General features: G+C 73.8%; 11 protein-coding genes. 5 read left to right on the top strand and 6 right to left on the bottom strand.

Annotation, left to right across the window (positions count from 1 at the left end; all coding sequences use genetic code 11):
• Nucleotides 1-269: 269 nt before the first annotated feature.
• Nucleotides 270-734, bottom strand: coding sequence for a hypothetical protein (locus DDW44_RS04615; protein WP_108905609.1), 465 nt, complete (start codon nucleotides 732-734; stop codon nucleotides 270-272).
• 338 nt (nucleotides 735-1,072) lie between these two features.
• Complete coding sequence (locus tag DDW44_RS04610) at nucleotides 1,073-1,828, bottom strand: SDR family oxidoreductase (protein WP_166802858.1); 756 nt, start codon at nucleotides 1,826-1,828, stop codon at nucleotides 1,073-1,075.
• A gap of 134 nt (nucleotides 1,829-1,962) precedes the next feature.
• Here DDW44_RS04610 and DDW44_RS04605 point away from each other — a divergent pair, with 134 nt between their 5' ends.
• Both DDW44_RS04605 and DDW44_RS04600 read left to right on the top strand, forming a co-directional pair.
• Nucleotides 1,963-3,597, top strand: a complete 1,635-nt coding sequence (locus DDW44_RS04605) for an alkaline phosphatase D family protein (RefSeq protein ID WP_108905608.1) — start codon at nucleotides 1,963-1,965, stop codon at nucleotides 3,595-3,597.
• Between the two features lie 171 nt (nucleotides 3,598-3,768).
• Complete coding sequence (locus DDW44_RS04600; protein ID WP_108905607.1) at nucleotides 3,769-5,130, top strand: multidrug effflux MFS transporter; 1,362 nt, start codon at nucleotides 3,769-3,771, stop codon at nucleotides 5,128-5,130.
• Here DDW44_RS04600 and DDW44_RS04595 read toward each other — a convergent pair.
• Nucleotides 5,094-6,410 (bottom strand): hypothetical protein, encoded by a 1,317-nt coding sequence (locus tag DDW44_RS04595; RefSeq protein WP_108905606.1) that lies wholly within the window; start codon nucleotides 6,408-6,410, stop codon nucleotides 5,094-5,096. The genes DDW44_RS04600 and DDW44_RS04595 overlap by 37 nt on opposite strands.
• 385 nt (nucleotides 6,411-6,795) lie before the next feature.
• Between DDW44_RS04595 and DDW44_RS04590 the strand changes: the two genes are divergently transcribed.
• A complete protein-coding gene (locus DDW44_RS04590) occupies nucleotides 6,796-7,785 on the top strand; it encodes a small ribosomal subunit Rsm22 family protein (protein ID WP_108905605.1) in 990 nt (329 codons plus the stop codon).
• A gap of 210 nt (nucleotides 7,786-7,995) precedes the next feature.
• On the opposite strand, the gene ddaH is transcribed toward DDW44_RS04590, so the two are convergent.
• Complete coding sequence (gene ddaH, locus DDW44_RS04585) at nucleotides 7,996-8,859, bottom strand: dimethylargininase (protein ID WP_341867059.1); 864 nt, start codon at nucleotides 8,857-8,859, stop codon at nucleotides 7,996-7,998.
• A gap of 406 nt (nucleotides 8,860-9,265) precedes the next feature.
• Between ddaH and DDW44_RS04580 the strand changes: the two genes are divergently transcribed.
• Nucleotides 9,266-10,033: a bifunctional DNA primase/polymerase gene (locus DDW44_RS04580; protein WP_108905603.1), complete on the top strand. Its 768-nt coding sequence runs from the start codon at nucleotides 9,266-9,268 to the stop codon at nucleotides 10,031-10,033.
• Nucleotides 10,034-10,216: 183 nt separating this feature from the next.
• Here the strand turns inward: DDW44_RS04580 and DDW44_RS04575 are convergent, their stop codons facing one another.
• Nucleotides 10,217-11,206: an SCO2278 family lipoprotein gene (locus DDW44_RS04575; RefSeq protein ID WP_027731052.1), complete on the bottom strand. Its 990-nt coding sequence runs from the start codon at nucleotides 11,204-11,206 to the stop codon at nucleotides 10,217-10,219.
• Nucleotides 11,207-11,411: 205 nt separating this feature from the next.
• Between DDW44_RS04575 and DDW44_RS04570 the strand changes: the two genes are divergently transcribed.
• Nucleotides 11,412-12,074, top strand: a complete 663-nt coding sequence (locus tag DDW44_RS04570) for a PhzF family phenazine biosynthesis protein (RefSeq protein WP_018892171.1) — start codon at nucleotides 11,412-11,414, stop codon at nucleotides 12,072-12,074.
• A 210-nt stretch (nucleotides 12,075-12,284) separates the two neighbouring features.
• Here DDW44_RS04570 and DDW44_RS04565 read toward each other — a convergent pair whose 3' ends face one another.
• Nucleotides 12,285-12,938, bottom strand: coding sequence for a biliverdin-producing heme oxygenase (locus DDW44_RS04565; protein ID WP_108908725.1), 654 nt, complete (start codon nucleotides 12,936-12,938; stop codon nucleotides 12,285-12,287).
• Nucleotides 12,939-13,061 lie beyond the last annotated feature (123 nt).

Below are 13,061 nucleotides of genomic sequence, written 5' to 3'. Positions count from 1 at the left end.
TTCATCGCATTTCATACTAGGCCGCCTGGGGGAGCCGGGCGGCGGGAGAGCGGGGGAGAGCCGGGGAGGGCCGGGAATGGGGGGCCGGGGAGGGCCGGGAGTGCGGGGAGTGCGGGGAGGGGGTGGGCAGGAGTGGGGGCTGCGTGGCGCCGGGCCTCCGGCCCCGGCGGGTGGTGTCACCGCCGGTGCAGTGACGGTGTCACCGCCGGTGGCGAGGCGGTGACACCGTGCTGTCCGCCGGCCGTCGGGCCGGCGGGGCGGTCCGTGCGTCAGAACACGAACGGGCCGGGGTTCTGCGGAGAGGTGGCGTTGCAGGTCGCGCTGATGCCGAACACCACGACCGTGAGGGACTTGGCCTCGAGGCTGTCACCCGCGGCGACCGTGCCCTTCAGCGGGCCGGTGGACACCGCGCCCCCGGCCGGTATCGACGGGTTGGCTCTGCCGGTGAACGTCGTCGTGCCAGAGCCGTTCTTCGTCAGGGTGAGGGTCGACCTGACGGAGTTGGCGGAGAGGGGGAAGGGCGACTTGATGGCCGAGGTGGACAGGCTGATCGTGGCCGCGGTGCCGTTCTGGGTGGCCGTGAGGGTGGCCGAGCCCGATCCGAACGCGCCGCATTCGAACGACACGGTCGCCGTCGTGGGCTCGACCGCCGCGGCCGCCGGGGCCAGGGCGAGCGCGCCGGCGGCCGTCGCGGCGAGCAGGGCCGTACCCGTACCGAGTCTTCGGTGCTTCATCTGGGTCCCGCCTTCGTGTGTGGGGGTCACGGGATGGCGTCGCCGACCGCCGCTGCCCGCGTGGGCACCGTCCTCCGGCTCACGGGGACTGATGGGCCGTCAGGGACGGTTGTCATTGGTGCAGCAACTCCCGCAGAAGGCAAGCGTGTCGACCGAGATTGTTGACATGGGTGGGTCAGTTTTGGCCGCCTGGGAGGGTGGGGCGACCGCCCGATCGCCCGATCGCCCGACCGCCTGATCGCCTGATCGCCTGATCGCCCGGCGGCCTTGCGCCTGGCGGCCTTGCGCCCGGCCGCCCGGCTTCACGGCTCCGGGAGGAACGCCGCGCGAAGCCCTCCTCAGCCCCGGCCGATGTACGGCATCGCCGTGGCCATCACCGTCGCGAACTGCACGTTCGCCTCCAGGGGCAGCTCCGCCATGTGGAGTACCGTCCGGGCCACGTCGTCCGCGTCCATCACCGGCTCGGGGGCGGTGCGCCCGTCGGCCTGGAGGACGCCCGTCTCCATCCGGGCCGTCATCTGCGTGGCCGCGTTGCCGATGTCGATCTGGCCGCAGGCGATGCGGTAGGGACGGCCGTCCAGGGACAGGGACTTGGTCAGGCCGGTGACGGCGTGCTTCGTCGCCGTGTACGCCACCGAGTGCGGACGCGGCGCGTGCGCGGAGATGGAGCCGTTGTTGATGATGCGGCCGCCCTGCGGGTCCTGGTCCTTCATCACCCGGAACGCTGCCTGGGCGCACAGGAACGACCCCGTCAGGTTGACGTCCACGACATGGCGCCACGCCTCGTGGGGGAGGTCCTCCAGGTGCACCCCGCCGGGCCCGAAGGTGCCCGCGTTGTTGAACAGCAGGTCCACCCGCCCGAACCGTTCCCGCGCCGCCGCGAAGAGCGCCGTGACGTCGTCCGGGGACGTGACGTCCGTCGGGACGCGGAGGACGTCCGCCCCGGCAGTCAGTGAAGCCGTCTCCTCCAGTGCCTCCGCCCGCCGGCCCGCCAGTGCCAGCGACCAGCCCGCGCCCGCGAGCGCCAGGGCGACGCTGCGCCCGATGCCCGATCCGGCGCCCGTGACCACCGCACTTCTCCGTTCTGCGTTCATGGCGCCGCAGCGTACGGCAGAGCGGCCGCCACGGTTCTCATCCGTCCGACACGCGGATGTTGTGTACCGGACAATCCACGGATGCCGGGCCCGGCTCCAATGCGGAGTGACAACGTCCGCAAGGGGAGGGCCAGATGACGACCGCACACCCGCACTCGTCGGACGAACTCCGCGCCGTCGCCCGGCACCTGGGCCGCCGCCGCTTCATGACCGCCACCGGAGCCGCCGCCGCGCTCGCCTTCGCCGTGAACCTGCCGGCGGCGGGCACCGCGGCCGCCGCCGAACTCGACGCGCGGAAGATCACCGAGGACCCGTTCACGCTCGGCGTGGCGTCCGGAGACCCGCTGCCCGGTTCCGTACTGCTGTGGACCCGGCTCGCGCCCCGCCCGTACGAGCCCGGCGGCGGACTGCCCGCCTCCCGGATCCCGGTCCGCTGGGAGATCGCCCACGACGCCCGCTTCACCCGCGTCGCCCGCCGCGGACAGACCACCGCCCACCCCGAGTTCGACCACACGGTCCACGTCGACGTCACCGGGCTCGACCCCGACCGCGTCTACCACTACCGGTTCCGCGCGGGCCGCTGGACCAGCCCCGCCGGACGCACCCGCACCGCGCCCCGCCCCGGGGCCCGGATCTCCGAGCTCAGGCTCGCCGCCGTCTCCTGCCAGGCGTACCACGACGGGTACTACACCGCGTACCGGCACCTCGCGGACGAGGACCTGGACGTCGTCTTCCACCTCGGCGACTACCTCTACGAGTACCCCGTCAACGCCGTCGGCGGCGCCCGCAACCTCACCGACCGGCGCCTGCCCGCCCACTTCGACCGCGAGACCGTCACCCTGGAGGACTACCGGCTGCGCTACGCGCTCTACCGCAGCGACCCCGACCTCGCCGCCGCACACGCCGCCCACCCCTTCGCTGTCACCTGGGACGACCACGAGACCGAGAACAACTACGCGGGGGACACGCCCGAGAACGACGTCCCGCCGGAGGAGTTCCTGCTGCGCCGCGCCGCCGCGTACCGCGCGTACTGGGAGAACCAGCCGCTGCGCGGGCCCCAGCGGCCGTCCGGCCCGGACATGCGGCTCTACCGCCGGCTGCGCTTCGGCCGGCTCGCCCAGTTCGACGTCCTCGACACCCGCCAGTACCGCTCGGACCAGGCGTACGGCGACGGCTGGCAGACCCCCGGACCCGAGTCCGAGGACCCGGCGCGCACCATGACGGGCGAGGCGCAGGAGCGCTGGCTGCTCGACGGCTGGCGGACCTCGGACGCCCTCTGGAACGTCCTGCCTCAGCAGGTCGTCCTCGCCCAGCGGCGCAACGTCCCGGGGCCCGGCTTCAAGCTGTCGATGGACGCCTGGGACGGCTATCCGGCCTCCCGCAAACGGCTCCTCGACGGCGCCGAGGCCGCCGGGATCGACAACCTCGTCGTCCTCACCGGCGACGTCCACGTCGGCTACGCGTTCGACCTGAAGAAGGACTTCGGCGATCCGTCCTCGCGGACCGTCGGCGCGGAGTTCGTCGCCACCTCCGTCAGCAGCGGCAAGGACGGTGCCGAGAAGCCCGCCAACTGGGACAACCTCACCCGGGCCAACCCGCACCTGAGGTTCTACAACGGCCGCCGCGGCTACCTGAGGGTCACGCTCACCACCGAGCGGGCCCGGGCGGACTTCCGTACGGTCCCGGCGGTCACGACCCCCGGCGCACCGGTCACCACGGCCGCGTCCTTCGTCACCGAGGCGGGTGACCCCGGCGTCAGGCCGGCGTGAGGGGGCGGCTCGTGCCGGGGCGCGGGGGACGGGCCTGGCGCCTGGGGCTGGGCGGGCGCCTGGCTTGGGCGGGTCGTGCCGGGGGCGGGGACGGGCCCGGCGGAGGGGAGGTCTCGTCCACTCCGGACGAGCTGAGAGCATGTGGGGCGACGACCAGGACAGGAGCTGTCGATGCCGGAGAGCGGCCCCACCATCCCACAGCACATATCCCCCTCCGCGCCCACACAGGTTCCGCCGGCACAGGTTCCGGCACCGACCCGCTCTCCGACGCAGACGGCGCCGCCCGCCGCCGTCGCGGCCGCGCGCCGGGCCGGCCTGCTCGTCACCCTGGTCCTCGGCGGCCTCACCGCGCTTCCGCCGCTGTCGATGGACATGTACCTCCCGGCCCTCCCGGCGGTCACCGGCGACCTCCGCGCCCCGGCCGCGACCATCCAGCTCACCCTCACCGCCTGCCTCGCCGGAATGGCCCTGGGGCAGCTCGCCGTCGGCCCGATGAGCGACAGGTGGGGCCGCCGCCGGCCGCTGCTCGCGGGCATGGCGCTGTACGTGGCGGCCACCGCGGCCTGCGCCTTCGCGACCGGCGCCGAGACGCTGATCGTCTTCCGGCTGCTCCAGGGCCTGGCCGGGGCGGCCGGAATCGTCATCGCCCGGGCCGTGGTGCGCGACCTCTACGACGGCGTGGAGATGGCCCGCTTCTTCTCGACCCTGATGCTGGTCTCCGGGGTGGCCCCGATCGTGGCGCCGCTCATCGGCGCCCAGATCCTCCGGGTCACCGACTGGCGCGGTGTCTTCCACGTCCTCGCCGTCATCGGACTGCTCCTCACCCTCGTCGTGGCGAAGTGGCTCCACGAGACGCTGCCGCCGGAGCGGCGCCACGGCGGCGGCGTCGGCCACGCCCTTCGCACCATGCGCGCGCTGGCCGCCGACCGGGTGTTCACCGGGTACACGCTGGCGGGCGGTCTCGCGTTCGCCGCTCTCTTCGCCTACATCGCCGCCTCCCCGTTCGTGGTGCAGAGTCTCTTCGGCGCCTCGCCCCAGACGTTCGGCCTGCTCTTCGCCGTCAACTCGATCGGCCTGGTGGCGGTGGGCCAGATCAACGGAAAGCTGCTGGTGGGCCGGGTCAGCCTGGACAAGGTCCTGGGTGCCGGCCTCGCGGTGATCGCGCTGGCGGCGCTGGCACTGCTGCTGATGACGTCCGGCGTCTTCGGCGAGACCGGACTCCTCCCCGTGGCGGCCGGACTCTTCGTCCTGATGTCGGCGATGGGCGTCACCCTGCCGAACACCAACGCCCAGGCCCTGATGCGTGCCCCGCACGCCGCCGGATCGGCGTCGGCGCTGCTCGGCACGTCCTCCTTCCTGGTCGGGGCGATCGCCTCCCCGCTGGTCGGGATCGCGGGCGAGACCACGGCGGTGCCGATGGCCGTCGTCCAGCTGGTGTGCGCGCTGGGAGCGCTGGGGTGCTTCCTGGGGCTGTGCCGGCCGTGGCGTACGGGGAGTCAGGGGGCCGTGTCGACGCGGTCCTTGCGTGCGTAGCCGATCAGGTGCAGCCGGTCCCGCTGGTCCGTCCAGCGGAAGACGCCGACACCCGACGCCTCCGCGACAGGCAGCCGGACGCCGGGGGGAAGCGGCTCGGGCACGCCCGTCGCGAGGTCCACGACGTGGGGCGCCCCTCCTCCGGCGAGCGCCTCGGCCGGGCGGCGGGTGTCGGTCGCCCCGTAGGCCAGCCCCGCGTCCGTGACCGTCGTCAGTGCGAGCGGACGGGTGCCGTCCGGCTCCTCGAAGCAGCGGCCGGTGCGTTCCTCCAGGTCGAAGGCGAGGTTCCCGGCGACCAGGTAGCGCAGCCCGGGGGAGAGCGCGGCCTGCGGGTACGTCCCCGGCTCGATCGCCGGCTTGTGGCACTCGGCCGTGACCAGGGGCCTGCCGGACGCGGCGTCATGCACGGCCCACAGGTCACGGGTGGCAGCCGCCCTGGTGCCCTTCGCCTTCTGCCAGCGCACCAGCAGCCGCCCGGAGTCCAGGGACACCGGCACCCCGTTCGCCCGGTCCGCGCCGCTCGGTGCCACGTCCCTGCTGAACCAGCCGTCCCGCACCCAGAACTCCCGGGCCCCGCCCACCAGCAGGCCCTTCGCCGTCAGCCCGTGCACCGCCGTGAACTGCCGGCAGGTGGCGCAGCCCTTCGGGGGACGCAGGTCCTTCGGCGCGGCCACGGACACCTCGCCGCCGTCGGGGTCGACGACCGCGCTGCGGGTGCCGCCGTCGCCGATGAGGATGCCGGGCCCGGCCCCGGACACCGTCGGCGCACCGGTCCAGGGCACCTCCACCCGCTGCCGTGAGCCGTCTGCGGCGTCGTAGACGTCGAGGGAGACGAACGGGCCCGAGGGGGTGGCGGAGCCGCGCCCGGTCTTCCCGTACGACCAGACGACGAAGAACTGCCGGCCGTCCTTGGTGACGGACAGCAGCCGCGGGAAGTGCTCCGGACCGGCCAGCGCGGTGAAGGGCTCGCCCGACCAGCCGGGCCGGCCGATGCCGGTGCGCAGCGTGCGGAGCCGGAAGCGGTCGTCCGCCACCCGCTCCAGATAGGCGAGAAGCCCGGACCGGGCGGCCAGCGCGTAGTCGGGCGAGGCGTCGGACACCTCCCAGCCCCTGGCGGTGTCGTAGGCGGCGGGCACCGTGAGCCTGGTGGACGGGCCCGAGGCGGCCTTCTCCGGCCGCTTCGGCCGGTCGCCGCGATCCTCGTTGCGCCCGCCCCCTCCGCCGCAGGTGGCGAGCACGAGGATCATTGCCAGCGCGGCGACCCCGGCCACCACGGCCATGCGCACGATCCTCTGTCCCATGGTCCCCCCAGGACGTCTCATGGCCCTCCGATGAGCGCTGCCTTGCACAGCGGCCGCCAGATTAGCAACCGGGCGTGCACGCACAGTAGTTCGGCCGGATAGCAGTACCGGTCCGGGTGCCGGGTGCCGTTCCGGACCGCTTCCGGTCCCCATGGGCCGGGTTCCCGTCCCGGTTTCAGGGGCCGGGCCCCGCCCCTCGTCTCCGGCTCGTCCCCGCCTCGTCCCCGTCCCAGTGGCCGGGCCCCGTCCTCGTCCCCCTCGCCACCGCCTCCGCTCCCGTCTCCGTACCGCTCTCGCTCCCGTCCCCGCACCGGTCCCGCTCCCGCGCGGGCCCGGGCGGCGGAGGCGTGCCTAGAATTCGCCGGTGAACACGACCCTCCCCGACGCCCTCGCCGGTCTCCTCGACGGACTGCCGCAGGGCCGCGCCGCCCAGGCGGTGGAGCGCCTGATCGCCAGCTACCGGGGGGACACTCCGACCGACGCGCCGGTACTGCGCGACCGCGCGGACGTGGCCGCGTACGCCGCGTACCGGATGCCCGCGACCTTCGAGGCGGTACGGTCCGCGCTCGACGCGTTCCGGGCGGCGGCGCCCGGGTGGACGCCCGCGACGCACACCGACATCGGCGGCGGTACGGGCGCGGCGAGCTGGGCGGTCGCCGACGCCTGGCCGGAGGGGGAGCACCGGACCACGGTCCTGGACTGGGCGGAGCCCGCGCTGGAGCTCGGCCGCGAGCTGGCGGCGTCCGCGGACTCGCCGGCGCTGCGGGGCGCGCGATGGCGGCGGGCGCGGATCGGCGAGTCGATGGGCCTCGAAGCGGCGGACCTGGTCACGGTGTCGTACGTACTGAAGGAACTCGACGAGGGGACCCGGGCGGCGGTGGTGCGCCAGGCCGCGGCGGCGGGGCAGACGGTCCTGGTCGTGGAGCCGGGTACACCGGACGGTTACGAGCGGATCATCGCGGCGCGGGACCTGCTGGTGGGAGCGGGGCTGCGGGTGGCGGCGCCGTGCCCGCACAGCGGGATGTGCCCCATCGTGCGGGGCACGGACTGGTGCCATTTCGCGGCGCGGGTGAGCCGGTCGTCGCTCCACCGGCGGGTGAAGGGCGGGTCGCTGCCCTATGAGGACGAGAAGTTCAGCTACGTCGCCGCGACCCGGGCACCCGTGTCCCCGGCGGCCTCGCGGGTGACCCGCAAGCCGCAGATCCGCAAGGGCCAGGTCCTGCTGGACCTGTGCTCCTCCGACGGCGTTCTCCACCGTGCAACGGTCACCAAGCGCCAGGGCCCCGTCTACCGCGCGGCCCGTGACGCCTCCTGGGGCGAGGCCTGGCCTCCGTCGGACGGCGACGACGCCTGAGGGGTCCGAGGCCGACGGCGCCTGACGTGGTCCCCGGCCGACGACGTGACGCGTCCCGCGGCCGACGGCCCGACGCGGGCCGTGCCCTCCCAGGGCCACCATCCGGAGCGGACCGGAGCGGCCAGAGGAGACCGGAGCGGACCGGAGCCCCCAGAGCCCGGCGGGGGCGGCGGGGCGGCGGGGGCGGCGGACCGTCCCCGCCTCCGGGAGTCAGGCGCGCAGTTCCTGAGTGCAGCACTTCACGCTGCCGCCTCCCTTCAGCAGCTCTCCCGTGTCCATCCCGATCGGTTCGAAGCCGCGGGCCCGCAGGGGGTCGAAGAGCCCCAGGGCCGCTTGCGGCAGCAGGACGTGGCGACCGTCGCTGACCGCGTTGAGTCCGAAGGCCGCCGCGTCCGCCTCGCGGGCGATGAGGGCGTCGGGGAAGAGACGGGCGAGAACCGCGCGGCTGCCGGGGGAGAAGGCGCCGGGGTAGTACATGATCTCGTCCGTCTCGTCGTCGAGGACCGACAGAGCGGTGTCCAGGTGGTAGTACCGCGGATCCACCAGCTCGAGCCCGATCACCGGCCGCCCGAAGAACTCCTGCGCCTCGTCGTGCGACAGCGGGCTCGACCGGAAGCCCCGGCCCGCCAGCAGATACGTCGAGGTCACCGCGAAGTCGCCCTCGCCCTCGTTGATGTGCGCCGGCTCGTGGATCTTGGTGAAGCCGTTGGCGCGGAACCACTCGAGATGGGCGTCCGCCTCCGCGGTCCGCTCGGGGAAGGCGAAGCGCGCGCCGAGTACCCGGCCGTCGACGACGGTGGCGCCGTTCGCGGCGAAGACCATGTCCGGCAGGTCCTCGCGGGGGTCCAGCACTTCGACGGTGTGGCCGAGCGCGCGGTAGCGGTCGCGCAGGACCTCCCACTGGGTCATCGCCAGCGACAGGTCGACGGGCTTCCCCGGATCCATCCACGGGTTGATGGAGTACGTCACCTCGAAGTGCGTGGGTGGGCACATGAGGTAGCGGCGGGATCTGGCGTCACGAGGCAATGCGGGCTCCTCACGGACGACGGGGCGCACGGTTGTGCGTGAGGCCATGGTGCGGCCTGCCGCGCGTTCGCGCAGTGATCCGTTCGGGTGATTCATCAGACGTACGCCTGGTGTGAAGCAGGGCGACGCATCCCGTCGCGGCTCGGCGCCCTCCTCCCGTAGGTCCTCCCCGCCGTCGCCGTGCGGGCCGCCGAGCGCGAACACGACTCTCCCGCCCCCCGCCGGCCGTATCCCGGGCCGCCTCCCCCGCCCCCGCCGGCCCCCTCCGGCCGCCTCCCCGTCGGCCGCATTCTCGCTGCTGACCGGTCTCCCTCCCCGCCCCTGACCGGCGATTCGGCCACTCGATCGGGGGGTGCGGCCACCCGGTGCGTCCGATGGTGGGACGATGGCGGTAGTGCCGACGCGCGGCTGCACCCGCGCGAGCCGGGGCGAGCAGGGAGATGTGAGGGGATAGATGGGCGACGGTAACGGCCGCTACCGCGGCACGGAGAGCAGGCTGTCCTGGGAGGACCGGTTGCCGCAGTGGCTGCGCCGCCGCTCCCGGGAGGACGGCGCCGCGTCCGGCCGGGCCCGGGACCGTCTCGACCAGCTCCTGGCCACCGCCGCCGCGGGACTGCCGCTCGCTCCCGCCGCGTACCCCTCGGGATTCAGCTGCTCCTGCGAGCGCATCGGCTGCCCGACGCCCGCACGGCATCCCGTCTCGTTCGCCTGGCAGACCCAGTCCACGCACGACCCCGCGACCGTCGAGCGATGGGCGGAAGACCAGCCCGAGGCGAACTTCATCACCGCCACCGGCATGGTCCACGACGTTCTCGACGTACCGCTGGGCGCCGGCCGGGCCGCGCTGGATCGGCTGCTCGCGGACGGCACCGAGGTCGGCCCGCTCGCCGAGTCCGGCGAGGGGCGGATGCTGTTCTTCACCGCCACCCGTGGCACGCCCGAGGACGAGGACGAGTGGTGGCCCTGCGAACTCGACTGCCACCCCGGGACGATGGACGAGCATCCCGGGCTGCGCTGGCACAGTCGCGGCAGCTACGTCCTCGTACCGCCCTCGCGGCTCCCCGGTGATCTCGGGGTCGCCTGGGTGCGCGGTCCCGAGCATCCGCTGCCGGACCCGCTGACGCTGCTGGAGGCGCTGGCGGACGCGTGCACCAGGTACGCCGAGGAGAACGGGACGCACGACCCGGACCACCACTCGGTGTCCTGGCCGTTGAGCCGGTGAGCCGTTGACTCGGTGAGCCGATCAGTAGGTGAACCGGTCAGTCGTCGAGTCGTTGAGCCGGTCCGCCCTTGAGTCGCCAGTAGGTGAACCGCTGAGCCGCTGAGGGCCGCCGGGTTTCCCGGCCGCCGGGTTCCCGACGGGCGCGGTGCCTCGGAGCACCGCGGCGGCCGTGCCACCGCGGTGCTACGAGCCGCGCGCCGCCGTCACGCCCTGCAGCCGGCTCAGGATCCGTACCGGCGGGCCGGCGGCCCCCTTCGGCGCCACCGCGACCGCCTGGCTGGAGATCCACTCCTTGGTGAGGGTGCTCCTCACCTCGCCGGTCATGAGCGCCTTCACGTCCTGGCTCACCTTGGGCCGGTAGCCCTGGGCGGCCGTCTGCCGGTCGAAGTAGCGCAGCGCGAAGAACACCAGCGCCCCGCCGTCCTCCGTGGCCAGCCCGAGGGGCGCGAAGTCCCCGGTGTCCAGAGCCTGGTCGACGTACTGCGTGCTGAGCCCCGCCCGTCTGCCGTTCTGCTCGCGCACCTGCCGCCATCCGCTCGTGTGCGCGCCGTCGGCGAAGTGCTGCGGCTTTCCGGTCCGCAGGTACGAGGCGTAGTCCTCGCTGAGGTCCCGCGGGGCGACTGCCGTACCGCCGGAGTCCGGGGCCACCGGCACGGCCCAACCCTCCTGGTCGGTGCGGAACTTCGGCACCTCGGCCGGAGAGAGGATCGCCAGATACGCGGCCTCCCACAGCTGCTTGTTGCTGTTCTTGACGAACACCATCAGCCACCGGCTGTCCCGGTCGCCCGAGTCGACGTCCCGGTTGCTGTCGGCGTCCACCACGAAGTAGCGCGGCCAGCCCGCCTTCCTGGGGATGTGGTACGTCGTGTCGCTGAGCTCCAGCGGACGGTGCCGGGGGTTGCCGCCGGGTGCGGAGATGCTGCGGGCCTTCAGCCCGGCCTGGTTGATCGCGCCCAGGGCACCGGTGACCCGGCCGGCGTCGAGCGACGGGTCATAGGCCTTGTCCGCCGCGTTGTACGCGTCGGTGAAGTCCCGGAGGGCCTGCTCGGCCTCCGCCCTCGTCGCCGAGGGCACGACCTCCAGCTCGCCGTGCACCGTCACGCACCCGCCCGCGGTCAGCGACAGCACCGTCACCGCCGCGAGTCCCGCCGCCGCCCGACCCAGCCTGCTCATGGGTTGCCTTCTGTTCCTCGCCGCCCCGCACTGACCGTCCGAACCCTACCGGGGCGTGGAACAGCGCGAGTGCCGGGACCGGATACCGCGCCGGCACCCTGGCCCGGAGGGCGGCCGGGGCCGACCGGAAGCCGCCGCTCCCGCCACCGGGCCGCTGGACGCGGGCCTGCCTGTCCCTGTCGTACGGGGATGCTTCAATGCCCGGGTGACACACGACGGACCCCGCGGCCTCGACGTACTGCGCGTCTTCTGCTCCGGCGACGGACGACACGGCAACCCTCTCGGGGTCGTCCGCGACGGGCGGCCGTACCCCGACCAGAGGTCCCGCCAGGAGCTGGCGGCCCGACTGGGCTTCAGCGAGACCGTGTTCGTCGACGATCCCGAGCGCGGTGTCGTCGACATCCACACCCCCGGGGTGCGTCTGCCGTTCGCCGGGCACCCCCTCGTCGGGGTGGCCTGGCTGCTGGACCTGGAAACGGTGAACCCTCCCGCGGGAGAGGTGTGGGCGCGCTCGGACGGCGAGTTCACCTGGATCACCGCACGCGCCGAGTGGGCGCCGCCGCGCACCCTGCGGCGGTACGGCTCGGCGGCCGAGGTCGAGGCGCTCGAGGTGCCGCCGCCCGGCGAATGGACGTACGCCTGGGCGTGGGAGGACGAGGCCGCCGGCCGGGTCCGGGCCCGCGCCTTCCCGGGCAGGGGCGACGGTATCGACGAGGACGAGGCCACCGGCGCGGCGGCGCTGCTGCTCACCGAACGGCTCGGCCGCGCGCTGAACATCATTCAGGGCCGTGGCTCCCAGCTCCTGACGGCTCCGGGCCCGGACGGGCTGATCGAACTCGGCGGCCGGGTACGGCTCGAGGGCCACTGAAGGATCGCGGCCGGCCGGTCGACCGACCGGCACGGGCCGTCACCGGCCGGCGACCGCGCCGCCGGTTGTCGTGGTGTGCCGGGTGTCGTCGCACCGCGTCCCGTTCGCGGCGTCCCGCCCGCCGCGTCCCGTCCGTCGCGTCCCGTTCGCCGCGTCCCGTCCGCCGCGTCCCGTCCGCCGCGTCACGGGCGTCGCGCCGCGTCCGTCGCGTCACGCCGCGCTGAGCGGGAACTCCCGGCCCAGCTCGCGGAACACCGCACCGTTGAAGTCGAAGGCGCGGCGGCACTCCTCGATGATGCGCTGCCTCTCCAGGTCGTCCGCGTTCACCGCGTCCAGCAGTTCCCGGTAACCCCGCTTGAACGCGGCCGGGTTGGTGATCTGCTCGAAGACGTAGAAGCGGACGCCGTCGCCCTTGCGGGCGAAGCCCCAGGTGCGTTCGGCCTTGTCTCGGATGATCTGGCCGCCGGAGAGGTCCCCGAGGTAGCGCGTGTAGTGATGGGCCACATAGCCCGCGGGCCAGGTGCGGGCGCACTCCTCGACCCGGTCCGCGTACGCGGCTGTGGCGGGCAGCGGGCGGAGGCCGTCGCGCCAGTCCGGGCCGCGCAGATGCGCCAGGTCCCGCTCCAGCTCGGCCGTGCGGAACAGCTCCGGCCGAATGAACGGCCCGGCGACCGGGTCGCCCTCGAGCGCGCCCGCCGAGCCCTCCAGCGCCCGGTACACGAACCACAGCTGCTCCGTGTAGCGCGCGTAGGCCTCGACCGTCAGCCGGCCGCCGAGCAGATCGCTCATGAAGGTCGACGTCTCCGCCTCGGTGTGCTGTTGGTGCGACGCGACACGGATCAGGGTCGAGAAGGGCGTGTCCAGCGTGTCCAAGGCGGGCCTCCGGGGGACCGATGGGGACGGGAACCAGGAGGATCCTCTTACTTAGGCTTACCTAAGTCAACTGGTTCCCGACGGCCTGTCGGTAAGACGCTACCCGGAAATCGA

This window comes from Streptomyces tirandamycinicus (genome assembly GCF_003097515.1).
GTDB classification, from domain to species: domain Bacteria; phylum Actinomycetota; class Actinomycetes; order Streptomycetales; family Streptomycetaceae; genus Streptomyces; species Streptomyces tirandamycinicus.
This window is presented reverse-complemented; position numbering and strand designations above follow the sequence as displayed.